This is a genomic window from Streptomyces sp. NPDC056480 (assembly GCF_042795405.1).
Lineage (GTDB): Bacteria > Actinomycetota > Actinomycetes > Streptomycetales > Streptomycetaceae > Streptomyces.
In genome coordinates this window covers 52,408-71,462 of sequence record NZ_JBHTSA010000026.1, presented here as the reverse complement: position 1 = coordinate 71,462, position 19,055 = coordinate 52,408, and the positions used below count along the sequence as shown (strand labels likewise).

At 71.5% G+C, this 19,055-nt stretch carries 20 protein-coding genes; 8 read left to right on the top strand and 12 right to left on the bottom strand.

Going from position 1 to position 19,055, the window contains the following annotated elements; translation table 11 throughout:
- Positions 1–11 precede the first annotated feature (11 nt).
- A complete protein-coding gene (locus tag ACFQ79_RS14670) occupies positions 12–812 on the bottom strand; it encodes a hypothetical protein (RefSeq protein WP_383582957.1) in 801 nt (266 codons plus the stop codon).
- Positions 805–1,413, bottom strand: coding sequence for an RNA polymerase sigma factor (locus ACFQ79_RS14665; RefSeq protein ID WP_383582954.1), 609 nt, complete (start codon positions 1,411–1,413; stop codon positions 805–807). The genes ACFQ79_RS14670 and ACFQ79_RS14665 overlap by 8 nt, the downstream gene beginning before the upstream one ends.
- Positions 1,414–1,469: 56 nt before the next feature.
- Between ACFQ79_RS14665 and trpS the strand changes: the two genes are divergently transcribed.
- The gene (gene trpS, locus ACFQ79_RS14660; RefSeq protein ID WP_383582951.1) at positions 1,470–2,483 is read left to right on the top strand and encodes a tryptophan--tRNA ligase; all 1,014 of its coding nucleotides are present in this window, start codon (positions 1,470–1,472) and stop codon (positions 2,481–2,483) included.
- A gap of 91 nt (positions 2,484–2,574) precedes the next feature.
- Positions 2,575–3,165 (top strand): 2'-5' RNA ligase family protein, encoded by a 591-nt coding sequence (locus tag ACFQ79_RS14655; protein ID WP_383582948.1) that lies wholly within the window; start codon positions 2,575–2,577, stop codon positions 3,163–3,165.
- Positions 3,166–3,206: 41 nt separating this feature from the next.
- On the opposite strand, the gene ACFQ79_RS14650 is transcribed toward ACFQ79_RS14655, so the two are convergent.
- Together ACFQ79_RS14650 and ACFQ79_RS14645 are read right to left on the bottom strand one after the other, a co-directional pair.
- Entirely contained in the window at positions 3,207–3,962 is a 756-nt protein-coding gene (locus ACFQ79_RS14650) for a decaprenylphospho-beta-D-erythro-pentofuranosid-2-ulose 2-reductase (protein ID WP_383582944.1), read from the bottom strand.
- Between the two features lie 8 nt (positions 3,963–3,970).
- Entirely contained in the window at positions 3,971–5,347 is a 1,377-nt protein-coding gene (locus tag ACFQ79_RS14645) for an FAD-binding protein (protein WP_383582941.1), read from the bottom strand.
- Positions 5,348–5,578: 231 nt separating this feature from the next.
- Between ACFQ79_RS14645 and ACFQ79_RS14640 the strand changes: the two genes are divergently transcribed.
- Entirely contained in the window at positions 5,579–6,547 is a 969-nt protein-coding gene (locus tag ACFQ79_RS14640; protein ID WP_383582938.1) for a YihY/virulence factor BrkB family protein, read from the top strand.
- On the opposite strand, the gene ACFQ79_RS14635 is transcribed toward ACFQ79_RS14640, so the two are convergent.
- A complete protein-coding gene (locus ACFQ79_RS14635; RefSeq protein WP_383582936.1) occupies positions 6,459–7,739 on the bottom strand; it encodes a D-alanyl-D-alanine carboxypeptidase family protein in 1,281 nt (426 codons plus the stop codon). The two genes, ACFQ79_RS14640 and ACFQ79_RS14635, sit on opposite strands and share 89 nt — an antisense overlap.
- Before the next feature lie 109 nt (positions 7,740–7,848).
- Between ACFQ79_RS14635 and ACFQ79_RS14630 the strand changes: the two genes are divergently transcribed.
- The 3 genes from ACFQ79_RS14630 to ACFQ79_RS14620 all read left to right on the top strand — a co-directional run bounded on the left by ACFQ79_RS14630 (position 7,849) and on the right by ACFQ79_RS14620 (position 11,152).
- Positions 7,849–8,094 (top strand): SCO4848 family membrane protein, encoded by a 246-nt coding sequence (locus ACFQ79_RS14630; protein WP_209496447.1) that lies wholly within the window; start codon positions 7,849–7,851, stop codon positions 8,092–8,094.
- Between the two features lie 34 nt (positions 8,095–8,128).
- The gene (locus tag ACFQ79_RS14625; protein ID WP_383582933.1) at positions 8,129–9,406 is read left to right on the top strand and encodes a metallophosphoesterase; all 1,278 of its coding nucleotides are present in this window, start codon (positions 8,129–8,131) and stop codon (positions 9,404–9,406) included.
- A 192-nt stretch (positions 9,407–9,598) separates the two neighbouring features.
- Positions 9,599–11,152, top strand: coding sequence for an ABC transporter substrate-binding protein (locus ACFQ79_RS14620; protein ID WP_383582930.1), 1,554 nt, complete (start codon positions 9,599–9,601; stop codon positions 11,150–11,152).
- A gap of 69 nt (positions 11,153–11,221) precedes the next feature.
- Here the strand turns inward: ACFQ79_RS14620 and ACFQ79_RS14615 are convergent, their stop codons facing one another.
- From ACFQ79_RS14615 to ACFQ79_RS14605, 3 genes are read right to left on the bottom strand one after another with little or no spacing between them, the layout of a single operon-like run.
- Positions 11,222–11,989 carry a TetR/AcrR family transcriptional regulator gene (locus tag ACFQ79_RS14615; protein WP_383582927.1) on the bottom strand — a complete coding sequence of 256 codons (768 nt, stop codon included), beginning with the start codon at positions 11,987–11,989 and terminating at the stop codon, positions 11,222–11,224.
- A 10-nt stretch (positions 11,990–11,999) separates the two neighbouring features.
- The gene (locus ACFQ79_RS14610; protein WP_383582924.1) at positions 12,000–12,419 is read right to left on the bottom strand and encodes a thiol-disulfide oxidoreductase DCC family protein; all 420 of its coding nucleotides are present in this window, start codon (positions 12,417–12,419) and stop codon (positions 12,000–12,002) included.
- A 12-nt stretch (positions 12,420–12,431) separates the two neighbouring features.
- Entirely contained in the window at positions 12,432–12,866 is a 435-nt protein-coding gene (locus tag ACFQ79_RS14605; protein WP_383582922.1) for a hypothetical protein, read from the bottom strand.
- A gap of 136 nt (positions 12,867–13,002) precedes the next feature.
- Here ACFQ79_RS14605 and ACFQ79_RS14600 point away from each other — a divergent pair, with 136 nt between their 5' ends.
- Positions 13,003–13,770, top strand: a complete 768-nt coding sequence (locus ACFQ79_RS14600) for an alpha/beta fold hydrolase (RefSeq protein WP_383582920.1) — start codon at positions 13,003–13,005, stop codon at positions 13,768–13,770.
- Between the two features lie 94 nt (positions 13,771–13,864).
- On the opposite strand, the gene ACFQ79_RS14595 is transcribed toward ACFQ79_RS14600, so the two are convergent.
- Positions 13,865–15,082, bottom strand: a complete 1,218-nt coding sequence (locus ACFQ79_RS14595) for an MFS transporter (protein WP_383582918.1) — start codon at positions 15,080–15,082, stop codon at positions 13,865–13,867.
- An 85-nt stretch (positions 15,083–15,167) separates the two neighbouring features.
- Here ACFQ79_RS14595 and ACFQ79_RS14590 point away from each other — a divergent pair, with 85 nt between their 5' ends.
- Complete coding sequence (locus ACFQ79_RS14590; RefSeq protein WP_383582916.1) at positions 15,168–15,770, top strand: MarR family winged helix-turn-helix transcriptional regulator; 603 nt, start codon at positions 15,168–15,170, stop codon at positions 15,768–15,770.
- 134 nt (positions 15,771–15,904) lie between these two features.
- On the opposite strand, the gene ACFQ79_RS14585 is transcribed toward ACFQ79_RS14590, so the two are convergent.
- The 3 genes from ACFQ79_RS14585 to sdhA form a co-directional block, all read right to left on the bottom strand.
- Positions 15,905–16,417 (bottom strand): hypothetical protein, encoded by a 513-nt coding sequence (locus ACFQ79_RS14585; protein WP_030318428.1) that lies wholly within the window; start codon positions 16,415–16,417, stop codon positions 15,905–15,907.
- A gap of 112 nt (positions 16,418–16,529) precedes the next feature.
- Entirely contained in the window at positions 16,530–17,288 is a 759-nt protein-coding gene (locus ACFQ79_RS14580) for a succinate dehydrogenase iron-sulfur subunit (protein ID WP_030318427.1), read from the bottom strand.
- Positions 17,288–19,042, bottom strand: a complete 1,755-nt coding sequence (gene sdhA / locus ACFQ79_RS14575; protein WP_383582914.1) for a succinate dehydrogenase flavoprotein subunit — start codon at positions 19,040–19,042, stop codon at positions 17,288–17,290. Before sdhA ends, ACFQ79_RS14580 begins: the two co-directional genes overlap by 1 nt.
- Between the last annotated feature and the right edge of the window lie 13 nt (positions 19,043–19,055).

Below are 19,055 nucleotides of genomic sequence, written 5' to 3'. Positions count from 1 at the left end.
GGCCCCGCCCGTCAGCCGCCGACCGACTCCGCCGCCCGCCGGGCCTCCTCGCGGTCCGGTATGCCCTCCAGGCGGAAGGTGAGCGCGCCCCCGTTCCTCGTCCAGAGGAGCGTGGGGCCCGCCGTGCGCAGCTCATGCGTCCAGGCCGTGCCCGTCCCGTCCGTCATCGGGAAGGTCAGCAGATGCGGGGCGGCGAACCAGTACCCCTGCGCGCCGTCCGGCAGATCGACCCACTCCGGCCGCGACCGCACCTGCTTGGCGAAACCGATGTCCAGCCGGGCCGGGAACTCGTCCAGCCGGACCGTCCGCTCCCCGTCGCGCCAGCACAGACTGATCACCGCCCGGCCGCGCTCGGCCGACCCCGTCACCGCCACCGCGTCCGGCGCGCCCAGCGCCCTCGGTATCAGCGGCTCGAAGCCGGCGAGCCGCCCGGCCTCCGCCGGGTGCACCGGCTCCGGGCACCCGGGCACCGGACCCCCGGCCGGGACGTGCCGCCCGTCCGGGTCGTACCGCACGGCGACCCCGCCGAAGCCGAACCACTCCGCCACCGCCGCCCGCACCGGCGGGGTGAGCACCAGGACGATCAGCACCCCGGTCAGGCCCGCCACCAGCGCCCGCCACCGCGCCCGCGCCCAGCCCCGTACCGACGCCCATCCGTCCCGTCGTCGTCGGCGGACCGGCACCGGTGTCGGCACCTGCTCGGCGAGGAGCTGGGCGAGCACCCGCTCGGCCATCGACTCCCCGTCCACGTCCGGCACCCGAAGCCGCCGTCCCAGCTCCCTCAGCTCGTCCGGCAGACCCTCGTCAGCCACGCCCCCCACCTCCCTCCGGTCCCTCCGTCAGGCTCTCCCCGAGCACCAGGCCCAGCTTCTTCAGCGCCCGGCTCAGCCGGGACTTCACCGTCCCCCTCGGCCAGCCGAGCGCCTGGGCCGTCTCCGTCTCGTCCAGCTCGAGGAGATAGCGGTGGATCACCACCTGCCGGTGGTCCTCGCCCAGTCCGTCGAGTGCGTCGAGGAGCCGTCTGCTCCGCTCCCGCTCCACCGCCGCGACCGCCGGGTCGGCCGACTCCGGTATCCGCGGCTCACCCCCGAGCAGGTCCGCCTCCCGATCGGCGACGGCCCGCTGCCGACCCGCCGACCGCACTGTGTTCCTGGTCTCATTGACGACGATCCGCAGCAGCCACGGCCGGAACGCCGAGCCCTCCTTGAAACGCCCCAGCGAGCGGTACGCCTTGAAGAAGGCCTGCTGCACCACGTCCTCGGCCTCCGGGCCCGCGCCGCACGCCACCGCGGCTCTCAGTGCGACCGCCGTGTACGCGCGGACCAGCGCCGCGTACGCCTCCGGCTCCCCGGCGCGTACCCGTGCGATCACCGCGGCCTCGTCGTCGACCAGGCCCCCCTCCCGCGTCCTCACACTCTTGATACACCGGCAGTCCGGGATCGGTTCCCACACCTGAGAGAATGATGTGCATGGCCTCTGACGTTCCCCGCGTGCTCTCCGGAATCCAGCCCACGGCAGGCTCGTTCCACCTCGGCAACTACCTCGGCGCCGTCCGCCAGTGGGTCGCCCTCCAGGAGTCCCACGACGCCTTCTACATGGTCGTCGACCTGCACGCGATCACGGTCCCGCAGGACCCCGCCGAGCTGCGCGCCAACACCCGGCTCGCCGCGGCCCAGCTGCTCGCCGCCGGTCTCGACCCCGAGCGCTGCACCCTGTTCGTCCAGAGCCACGTCCCCGAGCACGCCCAGCTCGGCTGGGTCATGAACTGCCTCACCGGCTTCGGCGAGGCCTCCCGCATGACCCAGTTCAAGGACAAGTCCGCCAAGCAGGGCGCCGACCGCGCCACCGTCGGCCTCTTCACGTACCCGATCCTGCAGGTCGCGGACATCCTGCTCTACCAGGCCAACCAGGTCCCGGTCGGCGAGGACCAGCGCCAGCACATCGAGCTGACCCGTGACCTCGCGGAGCGCTTCAACGGCCGCTTCGGCGAGACGTTCACGATCCCGGCGCCGTACATCCTCAAGGAGACGGCGAAGATCTACGACCTCCAGGACCCGGCGATCAAGATGAGCAAGTCGGCGTCCACGCCGAAGGGCCTCATCAACCTCCTGGACGACCCGAAGACCACCGCGAAGAAGGTCAAGAGCGCGGTCACCGACACCGAGACGGTGATCCGTTTCGACCCGGAGAACAAGGCCGGCGTCTCCAACCTGCTCACCATCATGTCCACGCTCACCTCCACCTCCGTCGAGGACCTGGAGAAGAGCTACGAGGGCAAGATGTACGGCGCGCTGAAGACGGATCTCGCCGAGGTCATGGTGGACTTCGTCACGCCGTTCCGGACCCGCACCCAGGAATACCTGGACGACCCGGAGACGCTGGACTCGGTCCTGGCCAAGGGAGCGGAGAAGGCCCGGGCGGTCGCCGCCGAGACGCTGGCGCAGACGTACGAGCGCATCGGCTTCCTGCCGGCCAAGCACTGAGACCAAGGACCCTGGCCCAAAGGGTGGTGCAGGCCGCACACTGGCGGCTGCACCACCCGACACAAGTCGACCGACGACGGAGGAGAACGACGTGGGGACCGTAACGCTCGGCGTTTCGATCGCGGTCCCGGAGCCCTACGGCAGCCTGCTCCAGGAGCGGCGCGCCGGCTTCGGGGACCCTGCCGCGTACGGCATTCCCACGCACGTCACGCTGGTCCCGCCGACGGAGGTCGCCGAGGAGCGGCTGCCGGAGATCGAGGCGCACCTCGCGGGTGTCGCCGCCGACCACCAGCCGTTCCCCGTGCGCCTCAAGGGCACCGGGACCTTCCGCCCGCTCTCCCCGGTCGTCTTCGTGAAGCTGAAGGAGGGCGTGCCCCTCTGCAACCGGCTCCAGCACCGGATCCGGGACGAGGCGGGCCCCCTCGTGCGCGAGCTCCAGTTCCCGTACCACCCGCATGTCACCGTGGCGCACGGCATCTCCGAGGAGGGGATGGACCGGGCGTTCGAGGAGCTCGCCGGGTACGAGGCGGCCTGGACCTGCCGCTCGTTCGCGCTGTACGAGCAGGGTTCGGACGGGGTCTGGCGGAAGCTGTACGACTACGAGTTCGGCAGCGGCCGTCCCATCTCGGCCGTCCCCGCGCAGGGCGGCAGCCCGGTGGACACACCGACCCCCACGTCCTAGAGCCGCCCGCACGCCCGCACGCCCGCACGCCCGCACGCCCGTCACACCGGAAGCCGCCGGAACAGCGGCCTCGGCACGTGCCGTACCGCCGCCATCACCATCCGCAGCGTCCCCGGCACCCACACCGTCTCCGAGCGCCTCCGCAGCCCCAGCTCGATCGCGGTCGCGACCGCCTCGGGCGTGGTCGCGAGCGGCGCCTCCGCGCGCCCGGCCGTCATCTTCGAGCGGACGAACCCGGGCCGTACGACCATGACGTGCACCCCGGTGCCGTGCAGCGCGTCCCCGAGGCCCTGGGCGAAGGCGTCGAGCCCCGCCTTCGACGAGCCGTAGATGAAGTCGGCGCGGCGGGCCCGCTCGCCCGCCACCGACGAGAGCACCACCAGCGAGCCGTGCCCCTGCGCCTGGAGCGCGGCCGCGCACACCAGGCCGGCCGAGACGGCACCCGTGTAGTTGGTCTGCGCGACGCGGACGGCGGCGACCGGGTCGGACTCGTCGCGCGCCTGGTCGCCGAGGACCCCGAAGGCCAGCAGCACCATGTCGATGTCGCCCTCGGTGAAGATCTTGCCGAGCCGCTCCTCGTGCGACTCGGTGTCGAGCGCGTCGAAGGGCACGGTGCGCACGTCCGCGCCCAGCGCCCGCAGCGAATCGGCCGCGGCGGTGAGCGCGGGGGAGGGGCGCCCGGCCAGCCAGACGGTACGGGTACGGCGGGCGATCAGCCGGCGGGCGGTGGCCAGCCCGATCTCGGAGGTGCCGCCGAGGACGAGCAGGGACTGCGGGGCACCGAAGGCGTCCTTCATGGGGGCTCCTAGAGGTCGAGGCGACGGGAGAGGTCCGAGGTGAGGACGGACCGGGGGTCGAGCGCGGCGCGCAGCGCCCGGAACTCGCCGAGCCGCGGGTACATCGCGGCCAGCGTCTCCGGCCTCACGCGGGAGTCCCTGGCGAGAAAGACCCGGCCGCCCGCCCCCGCGACGTCCTCGTCGAGCGAGTCGAGGAAGGCGCCGAGTCCGGGCAGGCCGGTGGGCAGGTCGAGGGCGAGCGTCCAGCCGGGCAGGGGGAACGACAGCGGGCCGGGGCCGGCCGCGCCGAAGCGCTGGAGGACGGCGCCGACGGCGGGGCAGCGGCGGTCCGCGATCCGCCGGATCACGCTCCGCAGGGCCTCCTCCTGCCCGTACGGGACGACGAACTGGTACGGGACGGACCCCGCGCGCCCGTGGACACGGTTCCGGTGCGGGACGGCGTCGAGCGGGTGGAGGAAGGCGGCGAGCGACTTGAGGCCGCCGGTACGCGCGCGGGACGCGCCCCGGTACCGGAGCTCGTCGAGGAGCCCGACGGTGGTCCGGCCGATGAGGCCGCCGGGCAGGTACGGCGGCGGCGCGGGCAGCCGTACCGGGCGGAACGCGAGCGGGGTCCGGCGGGCCCGGTGGCGGCGGGGGAGCGCGTCGTACGGGGTGTGGTCGCCGTGGGTGAGGACGGCGCGGCCGGTGGCGGCGCCCCGGGCGAGCAGGTCGATCCGGGCGAAGGAGTAGTCGTACCGGTGGTCGGCGGCGGCGAGGCGGGCCATCGTCTCGTCGAGGCCGGGGGCGCGCTCGGTGTCCACGGTCATGAGCGAGGTCTCGACGGGCGGCAGGCGCAGGGTGGCGGTCAGGATCACACCGGTCAGGCCCATGCCGCCGGTGGTGGCGTCGAAGAGCGGGGTGCCGGGCAGCACGGTCCTGATCTCGCCGTCGGCGGTGAGGAGTTCGAGGGCGGTCACGTGCCGGCCGAAGGAGCCGGAGACGGGGTGGTTCGTGCCGTGGACGTCGGCGCCGATCGCGCCGCCGACGGTCACGTACCGGGTGCCGGGGACGACCGGCACGAACCGGCCGAGCGGGAGCAGCGCCGCCGTCAGGCGGTGCAGGCTGACGCCCGCCTCGCAGACGACGAGCCCGGCGGCGGCGTCGAAGGCGAGGATCCGGTCCAGGCCGGTCATGTCGAGGACGGTGCCGCCGGCGTTCTGCGCGGCGTCGCCGTAGGCGCGGCCGAGACCGCGGGCGATCGCACCGCGGGCCCCTGACGAGCGGACGGCCTCGGCGGCCTCGGCGGGGCCGCGGGGCCGCCGCACGCGCGCGAGGGTCGGTGCGGTGCGCCCCCAGCCGGTGATCGCTTCGCAGTCGTCGTCCAGGACGAGGGTCTCGACAGCCATGAGGGTGACCGTATAGCCGCGTCTGTCGCTTATGCCGGTATTGCAGAGCGGTTCGTCGAAATGGGTGATGAAAGGAGTGTCGGGAAAGAATCCCCGAAGCCCCGGGCGGAGGCGATGTACGGGTGCCGCTCGCGGGGTGCGGGATGTCGTTCGCGGGTACGCGGGCTCCGGCGAGGGATTCTCGTACTGCGCTCTCCGCGCACCGAACGGATCGAGGGGCAGACGTACGACATGGACTGGCTGACCAAGCTCCCCGTCATCGGCCCCTGGGTCGCCCGGCTCATGCGGACCCACGCCTGGCGCTCGTACGAGACGCTCGACGCGGCCCACTGGACCAGGCTCGCCGCAGCGATCACCTTCGTGTCCTTCCTCGCCCTCTTCCCGCTGATCACGGTCGCCGCGGCGATCGGGGCCGCGCTCCTCAGCAAGGACCAGCTGGACAAGATCGAGGACAAGATCAGCGACCAGGTGCCCGGCATCTCCGATCAGCTCAACATCAGCGGCCTCGTCGCCAACGCCGGCACCGTCGGGCTCGTCGCCGGCGCGATCCTGCTGGTCACCGGCATCAGCTGGGTCGGCTCCATGCGGGACTGCCTGCGCGCCGTGTGGGGGCTCGACGACATCGAGGGCAACCCGATCCTGCTCAAGGGCAAGGACGGGCTCATCCTCATCGGCCTCGGCGGCGTGGCACTCGCCTCGCTCGCCGCGTCCTGGCTCGGCTCCACCGCCGTCGGCTGGAGCGCCGACCGGATCGGGATCTCCGGCGAGGGGGCGGGCGGCTACCTCCTGCAGACGGCCGCCGTCCTGGTCGCCGTCGTGGCCGACTTCCTGATCCTGCTGTACGTCCTGACGCTGCTGCCGGGCGTGCACCCGCCGCGCCGCCGGCTCGTCGTGGCGGCGCTGATGGGCGCGGTCGGCTTCGAGCTCCTGAAGCTGCTGCTCGGCGGCTACATGAGGGGCGTCGCCGCGAAGTCGATGTACGGGGCGTTCGGCGTGCCGGTGGCCCTGCTGCTCTGGATCAACTTCACCGCGAAGCTGCTGCTGTACTGCGCCGCGTGGACGGCCACGGGCTCCCGTGGGGAGTCCGCGGCCGACGACGGGTCCGAGTCCGCTACGGGTTCACGTCCGGGTTCACGTCCTGGTCCCGGCGGGAACGGCGACGACGTCCCGCCGCCCCGGCCAGCGGCCAGCGGCGGTTGACCAGGAAGACGGCACCGGCGAGGAGCACGAGGACTCCGCCGGCCACGCCGAGCGCGATCCCGATGCCCCCGGACCGCTCCGTGCCGGACGCCTGCACGGTGCCGTCCGGGGCGTTCTTGCCCGGTGCCGGGACCGAGCCGTCGTCCGGGGCGGTCGTCTCGGTACGGGCGGACCGCGGCGGCACCAGCTCGCCGACCGGGGTCACCTTCCCGGACGCGGCGAAGCCCCAGTCCAGCAGCCGGGCGGCCTCGCGGTAGACCGCGTGCTGCTCCTTCGACGAGGGGTTCATCACGGTGACGAGCAGCACCTTGCCGTTGCGCTCCGCGACGCCCGTGAAGGTGGCACCCGCGTGCGTGGTGTTGCCGTTCTTGACGCCGGCGATGCCCTGGTACGGGGCGACGCCGAGGTCACCGGTGAGCAGCCGGTTGGTGTTCTGGATCTCGAAGGTCTCGCGCTTCTTGCCCGGCTTCTGCTCGCCGGGGAAGGCGGCGCGGGGCGTGGCGGCGTACTCGCGGAAGGCCGGCTTCTGCATGCCGCTGCGGGCGATGAGTGTCAGGTCGTACGCGGAGGAGACCTGGCCCGGGGCGTCGTAGCCGTCCGGGGAGACCACGTGCGTGTCGAGCGCCTGCAGCTCGGCCGCGTGGTCGTTCATCTCCTTCACGGTCTGGCGCAGGCCGCTGTTCATGTTGGTCAGGACGTGCACGGCGTCGTTGCCCGAGCGGAGGAAGACCCCGAGCCACAGGTCGTGGACGGTGTAGGTCTGCTTCTCCTTGATGCCGACGAGGCTGGAGCCCGCTCCTATCCCGGTCAGGTCGGCGTTGGTGACGAGGTGCTTGAGCTTGGCGTCGGGGAACTTCGGCAGCAGGGTGTCCGCGAAGAGCATCTTGAGCGTGGAGGCCGGGGCGAGCGGCCAGTGCGCGTTGTGCGCGGCGAGGATCTGGCCGCTCTCGGCGTCCGCGACGACCCAGGAGCGTCCCGACAGCTCCTTCGGCAGCACCGGGGCGCCGGGCCCCAGCTTCACCTGGGTACCGGGGTTGCCGAGCAGAGGGCCGCCGAGCGAGGACATCGCGTTCGGGGGCTTGGGCTGCTTGTCCTTCTCGTCCTTCGTGTCCGCATGCGCGGGCACGGCGACGACGAGCGGAAGGAACACGGCAGCAGTGACCGCCCAAGCGGTCTTCTTCGAAGCAGACACGGTCGTGAACGTACAGGTACGGAACAAGGATCCGAACCCCGGCTGGCGCTTCGACCGGGCTCGTCCACCCGTCCGCGGGGCCCGTGGGGCGGACGGTGATACTGGGGGCATGAAGTTCAGCCGTCGCGTCTCCTGGTTCCTGCTCGCGTTCGGGGTGTGGAGCTGGTTCATCTGGATCACCTTCGTCAAGAACCTGTGGAACGACGGGAGTGGCCTCGCGTTCGACGACGCCGGCGACCCGACGGCCTACTTCTGGGTTCATCTGCTGCTTGCCGTCACGTCCTTTGTTCTGGGGACGGTGATCGGAGTGCTCGGGTTGCGTGGGGTGCGCGCCGCCCGTCGCGACATCGGTTAGAACCGCGCGAGCGGTAGAAGAGGGGTTCCGGGGCGTGGTCGTCTTCCTGCTGGTTCTGATCGTCGTGCTCGCGCTGCTCGGCGCCGTGCACTGGTACGTCTGGCGGCGCCTCGTGCGCGACGTCACCACGCGGGGGAGCCTGCCGCGCCGCCTGGGCACGGCCGCCGTCGTGGTGCTGCCGCTGCTGTCGTTCGCGGCCCTCGGCTCGTCCCGCGGCGGAGCCCCCTTCGTGCTCCAGCAGGTGGTCGCCTGGCCCGGCTTCCTGTGGCTCGCGCTGCTGCTGTACGTGACCCTCGCCCTGGCCGTCGGCGAGGCGGTCAGACCCCTCCTGTTCCGTTGGCTCGACCGCCGTGCGCGGGCCGGGGCGCCCGCGGCGGCGCCGGTGGCGGCGCCCGTGCCGGTGCCCGTTCCGGAGCACGCGCCGGCCGCCCCCGAGGAGCCGGCCGAAGCGGCCCCGGAGTCCGCCCCCGCGACCCCCGCCGAGGTCTCCCGGCGGCTCTTCGTCTCCCGGGTCGTCGGCGGCGCCGCGGTCGCCGCGGCCGTCGGGACGGTCGGCTACGGCACGTACGGCGTGCTCCGTGGCCCCCGGGTCAAGCGGGTCACCGTCCCGCTCGCCAAGATCCCGCGCGCGGTCCACGGCTACCGGATCGCCGTCGTCTCCGACATCCACCTCGGGCCGATCCTCGGCCGCGCCCACACCCAGCGCATCGTGGACGCGATCAACTCCACCCAGCCCGATCTGATCGCGGTCGTCGGCGACCTCGTCGACGGCACCGTCGAGAACCTCGGCTCCGCCGCCGAGCCCCTCGCGCGGCTCCGCGCCCGGCACGGATCCTTCTTCGTGACCGGCAACCACGAGTACTTCTCCGGCGCCGACGCCTGGGTCGACCACGTCCGCGAGCTCGGACTGCGCCCGCTGCGCAACGAGCGCGTGGAGGTGGCGGCCGGCTTCGACCTCGCCGGCGTCGACGACATCGCGGGGGAGAGCGAAGGACAGGGGCCCGACTTCGGGCGGGCGCTCGGCGACCGCGACCGGGCCCGTGCCGCGGTGCTCCTCGCGCACCAGCCGATCGTCGTCCACGACGCCGTACGCCACGGCGTGGACCTCCAGCTCTCCGGTCACACCCACGGCGGGCAGCTCTGGCCCGGCAACTACCTCGCCGAACTGGCGAATCCGACCGTCGCCGGGCTCGAACGGTACGGAGACACCCAGCTGTACGTCTCGCGCGGCGCGGGCGCCTGGGGACCGCCGGTCCGGGTGGGGGCGCCCTCGGACATCACCATCGTCGAACTCGCTTCGAAACAGGCGTAATCGGGACGGGGTCACTCCGCGCACCGAGCCCGATACGTGCTGCTCATCGACTTAAATTCGCATTTCCCGGACATATACCTGTGGTGTGAAAGTTTTCTCTTCCACTTGTGAAAAGCGTGTGATGGGATGACGCCATCGCGACGTTTCCGGGGGCCGTCGCAGCTGGGGTGGACGAATAAAGGAAGCACGGCAATGCGGTCGACGGTCCGTCTGCGGATCCTCATCACTTGTGGAGTACTGGTGGCCGCCGGAGTGGGGGGCTGGCAACTCCTGCCCTCCGACGGCGGCCGGACCGATCCGATCAGCGTCGGCACAACCGACGAGGTCACTTCACTGGACCCGGCCGGCGCGTACGACGCCGGTTCCTGGGCCATGTACAGCAACGTCTTCCAGTCGTTGCTGACGTTCAAGCCGGGGTTCACGACCCCCGTCCCCGACGCGGCGGAGAGCTGCAAGTTCGAGGGGACGAAACTCACGACCTACCAGTGCACGCTCCGCGACGACCTGACCTTCGCCAATGGGCGGAAGATCACGGCCGAGGACGTCAAGTACTCGTTCGAGCGGATGCTGCGCATCAAGACGGACGTCGGTCCGCAGCCCCTCTTCCCGACCCTGAAGAGCGTCTCGGCCCAGGGCCGTGAGGTCACCTTCCATCTGAGCAGCCGGGACGCCACGTTCCCGCTGAAGGTGGCCACGGGCGCGGGTTCGATCGTCGACAAGGACCACTACCCGGCGAACACGCTGCGGGGGGACGCGGCGGTCGACGGCTCGGGGCCGTACGTCCTCAAGGAGTACAAGCCGGGCGAGTCCGCGCTCCTGGAGCCGAACCCGAAGTACCGCGGCGCCATCGCCAAGAGCGGCGGCCCGGTGCGCGTGAAGTACTACGCTCAGTCCGCCGACCTCGCCGACGCCTGGAAGGCGAAGGAGGTCGAGGTGACGCACCGGCAGCTGCCGCCGGACTTCATCTCGGCCCTGGAGCCCCAGGACGGGACCCGGGTCACCGAGGCGGAGAGCGCCGAGATCCGCAACCTCAACTTCAACGTGCGGCCCGGCTCGCCCATGGCCGACAAGGCCGTACGGCAGGCCGTCGCCGCGGTCCTCGACCGGCCGGCGATCACCACCGGCGCCTACAAGGGCACGGTCGAGCCGCTGTACTCGCTCATCCCGCAGGGCTTCGTCGGGCACAGCACCGCGTTCTACGACATCGACCCGGAGCCGAACGCCAAGCGGGCGAAGAAGCTCCTGAAGGACGCCGGCGTCGAGACCCCGGTGAAGTTCACCTTCGGCTACCGCGCGGACGCCACGTACGGCGCCGAGACCGGCGAGATCAAGCGGCAGCTCGAGGAGACCGGCCTCTTCGAGGTCGAGACCGTCGAGGTCAAGTGGACGGAGTTCCAGAAGCAGTACGCGAAGGGCGCCTTCGACGCGTACACGGTCGGCTGGCTGCCCGACTTCCCCGACTCCGACAGCTTCACCGCGCCGCTCGTCGGCACCGAGAACACCCTGCACAACGGGTTCTCCAGCAAGCGGATCGACGAGCTGATCTCCTCGACGCAGCAGTTCAGCGACCGCTCACGGGCGACCTCCGACTTCAAGCAGATCCAGAGCGAGGTCGCGTCCGACGTGCCGCTCGTCCCGCTGTGGCAGAAGAAGGACTACGTGCTCGCCACCGAGGCGGTCGCCGGCTCCCAGTACCTGACGGACGGTACGGGCATCTGGCGCCTCTGGGAGCTCAGCTGGATCTAGGGCCTGTCGGGCCTGTCCGGCCTGATCGGCCCCCGGCCCCCGGGCCTGGGGGGCCGGGGACGCCGGGGTCTACGACTCCGGTGTCCCGGCCGGCGCCGGCGGCTTCGGGCCCGCCTTCTTCTTGGGCTTGCCCGAGGCCGCCATTCCCGCTGCCGTGGGCATGAAGTCGGAGAGCAGCTCGTGCGTCTCCTTGACCAGCGGGCGCAGGATCCGGAAGCGGGAGAGCGAGATCGCGCGGGCGGTGACCGGCGCGAGCCGCTCGACGAGGCGGCGGCTGTTGGCCGCGCCCTCGGAGCGGTCGTAGACCCAGAAGAGGACCAGGCCCATCTGCTGGAGCCACAGCAACTGCGGGAGGGCCTCCCTGAGTTCCGGGTCGACCTTCACCGAGGCGCCGGAGATCACCCGCCGGTGGACCTCGATCGCGGCCTCGCGCGGGCCCTCCGACTCGGGAGAGAAGGGGCTGAGCGGGCTGTCCGGGTCGGCCGCGTTCTTGAAGAACTGCGCCGCGAACTCGTGATACGGCTCCGCGATGTCGAGCCAGCCGAGGTATACCCCCCGGATCCGGGCCGTGAGGTCCTTCTCGTCACCGGTCAGGATGGGCTCGACGGCGGCCTGGTGCTCCTCGGCGATCCGGTCGTAGAAGCCCTGGACGAGGTGTTCCTTGGACGAGAAGTAGTAGTACGCGTTCCCCACGGAGACCCCGGCCTCCTGGGCGATGGCCCGCATCGTCGTCTTGTCGTAACCGCGCTCCTTGAACAGCCGGAGCGCGGTTTCGAGGATGAGCGTGCGGGTCTGCTCGCTCTTCGGGGCCTTCTTGTCTTCCTTCACGTCCGTCACACCGTCGAGCCTAGTCGGGCGGACCGGGCACCTCGCAGTGCCCGTCCTCGCAGGGGCCGGCCTCGCGGCCGGGCCCCTTGAGGGCCTCGCGCCACTTCGCCGCCGCCAGGACGGTCACCCGGGCGAAGGGCTGCCCGGCCGGGGTGGCCAGCCAGTGGGCCTTGGCGCGGTGGTCGGCGAGTGCCCAGAGGCAGACGATCCAGGCGGAGGTCTCCCGGTAGACCTGGCCCCGGTCCCCGACCACGGTGATCTCCCGCAGGGTCGCGGTGTGGTCGAGTTCCGGGAAGCGGCGCCTGGCCTCCTGCGACCCGGCCGGCACGAGGTCGAGCGGGACGAGCTGCCGCTGGCGCAGCAGCCAGTGCCTGAGGTGCACACAGAGCGGGCAGTCCGCGTCGTACAGCACGGTCAGACGCCCCACGGGAGTCGGCACGGCGCGCCCCTCTCAGCGCTGGGGCGCCGGCGGGGCCCAGGGGCCGCCCTTGGGGGTGGCGGTCCAGCCCTGCGGGCCGACCGGCGGCACCTGCTCGCGCTCCATGACCCCGCGGCGCCGGATCTTGTTGAGGACGTAGACGTTGCCGAGGTGCATGACGCCGAGGACCAGGAGGACGACCCCGAGCTTCACGGAGAGCGCCTCGAAGAGCGCGCGGGCGTCCAGGACGGCGTCGTCCTGGCTCAGATAGAGGGCGACGAAGCCGAAGTTGACGAGGTAGAAGCCGACCACCAGGAGGTGGTTGACGGCATCGGCGAGCTTCTCGTTCCCGTGCAGGACATCCGCGAGGAAGATCCTTCCGTTGCGGCTGAGCGTGCGTGCGACCCAGACGGTCAGCGCCACGCTGATCAGCAGATAGACGATGTACGCGATGACAGTGAGGTCCATGCCCCACCCTCCCTTGAACGCGTTCAAAAGCTGTTGGTCATGACTGTAGACCTCTCTTTGAACGCGTTCAAGTCGGTTTCGGGGGTGGAGGGAAACCCGCTGGCCGCGGCCGGTCCCGCCGCCTAGGGTCGGCCGGATGACGCTCACTCACGACCTGGCCGGCCAGGGTCCCTCGACCGTTCTCCTGCTGCACTCCGGGGTCTGCGACCGCCGGATGTGGGACGGGCAGTTCCACGCCCTCGCGGAGGCCGGTCACCGGGTCGTCCGCTGCGACCTCCGCGGCTTCGGCGACACCCCCGTCGAGGCCGCGCACATCCACGCCGACGACGTGCGCGACCTCCTCGACCACCTCGGCGTCGAGCGGGCGGCCGTCGTCGGCTCCTCCTTCGGCGGCACGGTCGCCCTCGAACTCGCCGTCCGCCATCCCGGACACGTCTCCGCCCTCGCCCTGCTCGCCTCCGGGATCCCCGGCTTCGCGCCCGGCGACGAGCTGCGCGCCTGGGGCGACCGCGAGGACGGACTGCTCGAAGCGGGCGACCTCGACGGGGCCGTCGAGCTCAACGTCGACACCTGGCTCGGCCCCGAGGCCGGACCCGAGGCCCGCGCGCTCGTCCGGGAGATGCAGCGGCACGCCTTCGAGGTCCAGCTCGCCGCCCCCGAGGAGTTCGACCCCGTCACCCCCGAGGTCACCGCCGGCGATCTCGCCGGGATCGAGGTCCCCGCCCTCGTCGCCGTGGGCGCCCACGACCTCCCCGACTTCCGGGCGGTCGCCGACGACCTCACCCGCCTCCTCCCCGGGGCCCGCCGCGTCGACCTCGACTGGGCCGGGCACCTCCCCGCCCTGGAACGCCCCGCCGAGACGGCCGGGCTGCTCACCGCCTTCCTGGCGGAGGCGGGCCGCTAGAGGGTGTCGGGGCCGGCGGGGGAGGCCGCGGGGGAGGCTCTGGGCGAGGCCGGTCCCGCCGCCCCGGCCGGCGCCGCCCCCGTCGTGGCGGCTCTCAGCGGAAGCGCCGTACCCCGGGCACCAGCGCCGTCGCCGCGCAGCAGCCGCCGACGGCGACGGCCGCGACCAGCAGCGGCACCTCCGGCCCCCAGGCCGAGGCCGCGAGCGGCGCCAGCGCGTACCCGAGGGGCATGGCGGCCAGGGAGAGCAGCCAGTCGTAGGAGCTGACCCGGGCCAGCGCGTGGGCGGGCACCGCCCGTTGGACGGCGGTCTCCCAGACGGGGGAGAGGAACCCGAGGCCCGCCTGCGCGATCCCGTAGGCCGCGATCGTCAGCGGCGCGGGCGCGCCGACCGCGAGCAGGACGAGCGGCAGCGCGTACGTGGCGAGCCCGAGGTTCGCCGTGAGGACCGGGCGCGGGGGCGTGACCCGGTCGGCGAGCAGCGCCCCGAGGAGGAAGCCGACCGCGCCGACCTGGAGCAGGACGACCCAGGTGGTGCCGCCGCCGAGCCGCTGCACGGCGATGGCCGGTCCGAGGGTCATCAGGACGGCCGCGGCGCCGTTCCAGGCGCTGTGGCCGATCAGGCTGGTCCAGTACCAGTCGCGGGACCGCACCTCCTGCCAGCCCTCCGCCAGATCGGCGCGGAGCGAGCGCCGCGGGATCGGCACCCGCTTCACCTTGACCGCCGTCAGGATGAGCGCGCTGACGGCGAAGGTCGCCGCGTCGAGGACGAACGCCCAGCCGGGGCCCACGGTCAGGACGAGGGTGCCGGCGAGCGCGGGGCCGCCGAGTCGGCTGGCGCTCTTGGCGACGCTCATCGCGGCGTTGGCCCGGTGCAGTGATCCGGCCGCCACCGTGCCCTTCACGAGGGGCGAGTCGGTCGGCATGGCGAAGGCCCCGGCCGCGCCGCCGAGCGCCTCGGAGACCGCGAGGACGGCCAGGCTGGGCGTACCGCCGAGGAGTTGGACGCCGACGACCAGCTGCGTGCCGCAGCGGACGAGGTCCGTGGTGAGCGCGACCGTACGGGCGTCGAAGCGGTCGCCGACCACGCCGCCGAGCGGCAGCAGGAGCAGCTTGGGCACCATCGCGCAGCCGAGGACCAGGGCGAGCGCCGCGGTGGATCCGGTGGCCTCCAGGACGGCGAGGGCGAGGGCGGCGGGGATGGCGGCGTCGCCCAGGAGGGAGAGGGTGCGGCCGGTGAAGAGCAGCCGGAAGGAACGGGTGCGCAGGGGGTGTGGGGCGGGCGGCGGGGCCGTGGTGGTGGCAGCGGTCATGACCCGAAGAGTATTTCGGTACCGAATAGTTCGTCAACGAAGTACTTCTCGGGTGATTCCCGGCCCACCGACGTACGATCACCCCATGGCGCAACCCGAGGAACGGCGTACTCCGAGCGAACCGCGCACTCCGAGCGGACCCCCTGCTCCGAGTGAGCCGAGTGCCGCGCGCGAAGCGAGCACCGCACGCGACTGGACCGACGGACACGTCGCCCGCTGGCAGCCCGTCCTGCCCGACCTCGACCCCGTCGTCGAAGGCGCCGTCACCCGCATGAAGAAGCTCTCCGTCCATCTGCGCCGGGTCAGGGAGCAGTCCCTTGTCGACTTCGACCTGGAACGCCACGAGTTCGACACCCTGCACAAGATCGCCGGCCGGGGCGGCAGCGCCGCTCCGTCGGAGCTCGCCCAGGACCTCGACCTGGCCCCCGCCTCCGTCTCCGGCCGCCTCGACGCCCTGGAGAAGCGCGGCTTCGTCCGCCGCACCCAGTCCACCACCGACCGCCGCCGGGTCGTCGTCGAACTCACCGCCGCGGGCCACGAGACCTGGCTCGGCGCGATGGACGTCCTCGGCCACGAGGAGTACCGCCTGCTCGGCGTCCTCTCCCCGGAGGAGCGCGCCCTCCTCAACGGCATGCTGCGGCGCGTCATGGTCGAGGCGGAGTCCACGGAGCCGACCCGCCACTGGTAGGCCCCGCCGGCCCCGGTCCTCAGCCGTCCCGGTCCCGGTCCCGACCCGTCCCGACCCGTCCCGACCCGTCCCGGCCCCGGTCCCGGACACGACGAAGGGGCGCCCTCGGGCGCCCCCTCATCGATGACGACCGCTCACATGCTCAGCGACCGCGCGTAGTTGAGCTGACCCATCACCCAGTGGATGGTGTCCGGGCCGCGCGCCGGGATCATCGTCGCGTGGTGCTTGCCGCCGCTGGTCACCGTGACCTGGATGAAGCCGGTGGTCGTCTTCTCCTTCATCAGGAGGAACAGCAGGCCCAGCAGGCAGAAGATGAAGAAGATGACCGCGAGCACGATCGCGACCGTGGGCATCTTCTCCTCGGTCCGCGACATGTCCATCGCGTTCCACACGGAGCCCTTGAGCGGCATCGCGCCGGCCGGCGTGATGATCTGGTCGCCCACCACGGTGATGTCACCGAGGCTCAGCAGCGGCGTGCCGCCGCCCTGCGGCACCCCGGGCACCTGCTGCGGCGGCACCGGCACCCCGCCGGGCAGGGTCGGCTGGTACGCCGGAGGGTGCGGGTAGCCGTAGGCGGGCTGGCCCGGCTGCTGCTGCCCGGGGCCCCACTCGTACTCCTCCGACCGGTAAGGGTTCGGCTCGCTCATCAGTCCCCGTCCTTCACAAAGAAAAAGCCCGCTCCTGCACGCCGCAGCGTACAGAAGCGGGCCGAAACACCGAACCATGAGCGGGGAAACCCCGCCCCCGGAACGCCGGTGATCAGAAGCGACGGGTGATCAGCGCGCGCTTCACTTCCTGGATCGCCTTCGTGACCTCGATGCCACGCGGGCAGGCGTCCGTGCAGTTGAACGTCGTGCGGCAACGCCACACGCCGTCCTTGTCGTTCAGGATCTCCAGGCGCTGCTCACCGGCCTCGTCACGCGAGTCGAAGATGAAGCGGTGCGCGTTGACGATCGCGGCCGGACCGAAGTACTGGCCGTCGTTCCAGAAGACCGGGCAGGACGACGTGCACGCGGCGCACAGGATGCACTTGGTGGTGTCGTCGAAGCGCTCGCGGTCCTCGGCGGACTGCAGGCGCTCCCGCGTCGGCTCGTTGCCCTTGGTGACCAGGAACGGCATGACGTCCCGGTACGCCTGGAAGAACGGCTCCATGTCGACCACGAGGTCCTTGAGGACCGTGAGGCCCTTGATGGCCTCGACCGTGATCGGCTTCTCGGGGTTGATGTCCTTGATCAGCGTCTTGCAGGCGAGCCTGTTCTTGCCGTTGATCCGCATCGCGTCCGAGCCGCAGATGCCGTGCGCGCAGGAGCGACGGAAGGTCAGCGTGCCGTCGACGTCCCACTTGATCTTGTGAAGGGCGTCGAGCACACGCTCCTTCGGGTCGATCTCGATCTGGAAGTCCTCCCAGACCGACGCGTCCGACACCTCGGGGTTGAAGCGGCGGATCCGCATCGTGACCGTGATGTACGGGGAGGCGGCGGACTCCGCCTCGACCTTGTCCAGTACGGGGGTAGCCATCAGTACTTACGCTCCATCGGCTGGTAGCGGGTCTGGACGACCGGCTTGTAGTCGAGACGGACGGTCTCGGAGCCGTCCTCGCCGACCTCGCGGTACGCCATGGTGTGGCGCATGAAGTTGACGTCGTCGCGGTTCGGGTAGTCCTCGCGGTAGTGACCGCCGCGGGACTCCTTGCGCGCCAGGGCCGAGACGGCCATGACCTCGGCCAGTTCGAGCAGGTTGCCCAGCTCGATGGCCTCCAGGAGGTCCGTGTTGAAGCGCTTGCCCTTGTCCTGGATGGACACGTTCTCGTAGCGCTCGCGCAGCTCGGCGACCTTCTCGACGGCCGTCTTGATGGTCTGCTCCGTACGGAACACCATCACGTTGGCGTCCATCGTCTCCTGGAGCTCGCGGCGGATGTCGGCCACCCGCTCGTTGCCCGTGGAGTTGCGCAGCTTCTCGATCTGGGCGACGACCAGGGACTCCGGGTTCTCCGGCAGCTCGACGAAGTCGTGCTTGGCGGAGTACTCGGCGGCCGCGATGCCGGACCGCTTGCCGAAGACGTTGATGTCGAGCAGCGAGTTGGTGCCCAGACGGTTGGCGCCGTGCACGGAGACACAGGCGACCTCGCCGGCCGCGTACAGGCCCGGGACGACGGTGGTGTTGTCCGCCAGGACCTCACCCTCGACGTTGGTCGGGATGCCGCCCATGGCGTAGTGCGCGGTGGGCTGGATCGGGATCGGGTCCGTGTACGGCTCGATGCCGAGGTACGTACGGGCGAACTCGGTGATGTCCGGGAGCTTGGCGTCGAGCTGCTCCGGCGGAAGGTGCGTCAGGTCCAGGTAGACGTGGTCGCCCTCGGGACCGCAGCCGCGGCCCTCGCGGATCTCCGTGTAGATGGAGCGGGAGACGACGTCACGGGACGCGAGGTCCTTCATGACCGGCGCGTACTTCTCCATGAAGCGCTCGCCGTCCTTGTTGCGGAGGATGCCGCCCTCACCGCGGGCGCCCTCCGTCAGCAGGATGCCCATGCGCCAGATGCCCGTCGGGTGGAACTGGAAGAACTCCATGTCCTCCAGCGGCAGGCCGCGCCGGTAGCAGGCCGCCTGGCCGTCACCCGTCAGCGTGTGCGCGTTGGAGGTCACCTTGAAGAACTTGCCCGTGCCGCCGGAGGCGTAGATCACGGACTTGGCCTGGAAGACGTGGATCTCGCCGGTGGCCAGCTCGTAGGCGACCACACCGGCGGACTTCTTGACGCCGTCCTCCTCGACCAGCAGCTGGTCCAGGACGTAGAACTCGTTGAAGAACTCCACGCCCTCCTTGACGCAGTTCTGGTACAGCGTCTGGAGGATCATGTGGCCGGTGCGGTCCGCGGCGTAGCAGGACCGGCGGACCGGGGCCTCGCCGTGGTTGCGGGAGTGACCGCCGAAGCGGCGCTGGTCGATGGTGCCGTTCGGGGTCCGGTTGAACGGCAGGCCCATCTTCTCCAGGTCGAGGACGGCGTCGATGGCCTCCTTCGCCAGGATCTCGGCGGCGTCCTGGTCGACCAGGTAGTCACCGCCCTTGACCGTGTCGAAGGTGTGCCACTCCCAGTTGTCCTCTTCCACGTTCGCCAGCGCGGCGGCCATGCCGCCCTGCGCGGCGCCCGTGTGGGAGCGGGTGGGGTAGAGCTTCGTCAGCACGGCGGTGCGGCTGCGCTTCGTCGACTCGATCGCGGCGCGCATGCCCGCGCCGCCGGCGCCGACGATGACGGTGTCGTACTTGTGGATCTTCATGTCGTGGATTACC

Bases quoted from the DNA above. Each gene is read 5' to 3' on its own strand.
- ACFQ79_RS14580 (WP_030318427.1), bottom strand. From the start codon at position 17,288: ATGGCTACCCCCGTACTGGACAAGGTCGAGGCGGAGTCCGCCGCCTCC.
- ACFQ79_RS14600 (WP_383582920.1), top strand. From the start codon at position 13,003: ATGACGCTCACTCACGACCTGGCCGGCCAGGGTCCCTCGACCGTTCTC.
- ACFQ79_RS14650 (WP_383582944.1), bottom strand. From the start codon at position 3,962: ATGAAGGACGCCTTCGGTGCCCCGCAGTCCCTGCTCGTCCTCGGCGGC.
- ACFQ79_RS14640 (WP_383582938.1), top strand. From the start codon at position 5,579: ATGGACTGGCTGACCAAGCTCCCCGTCATCGGCCCCTGGGTCGCCCGG.
- ACFQ79_RS14630 (WP_209496447.1), top strand. From the start codon at position 7,849: ATGAAGTTCAGCCGTCGCGTCTCCTGGTTCCTGCTCGCGTTCGGGGTG.
- ACFQ79_RS14595 (WP_383582918.1), bottom strand. From the start codon at position 15,082: ATGACCGCTGCCACCACCACGGCCCCGCCGCCCGCCCCACACCCCCTG.
- trpS (WP_383582951.1), top strand. From the start codon at position 1,470: ATGGCCTCTGACGTTCCCCGCGTGCTCTCCGGAATCCAGCCCACGGCA.
- ACFQ79_RS14645 (WP_383582941.1), bottom strand. From the start codon at position 5,347: ATGGCTGTCGAGACCCTCGTCCTGGACGACGACTGCGAAGCGATCACC.
- ACFQ79_RS14620 (WP_383582930.1), top strand. From the start codon at position 9,599: ATGCGGTCGACGGTCCGTCTGCGGATCCTCATCACTTGTGGAGTACTG.
- sdhA (WP_383582914.1), bottom strand. From the start codon at position 19,042: ATGAAGATCCACAAGTACGACACCGTCATCGTCGGCGCCGGCGGCGCG.
- ACFQ79_RS14590 (WP_383582916.1), top strand. From the start codon at position 15,168: ATGGCGCAACCCGAGGAACGGCGTACTCCGAGCGAACCGCGCACTCCG.
- ACFQ79_RS14585 (WP_030318428.1), bottom strand. From the start codon at position 16,417: ATGAGCGAGCCGAACCCTTACCGGTCGGAGGAGTACGAGTGGGGCCCC.
- ACFQ79_RS14605 (WP_383582922.1), bottom strand. From the start codon at position 12,866: ATGGACCTCACTGTCATCGCGTACATCGTCTATCTGCTGATCAGCGTG.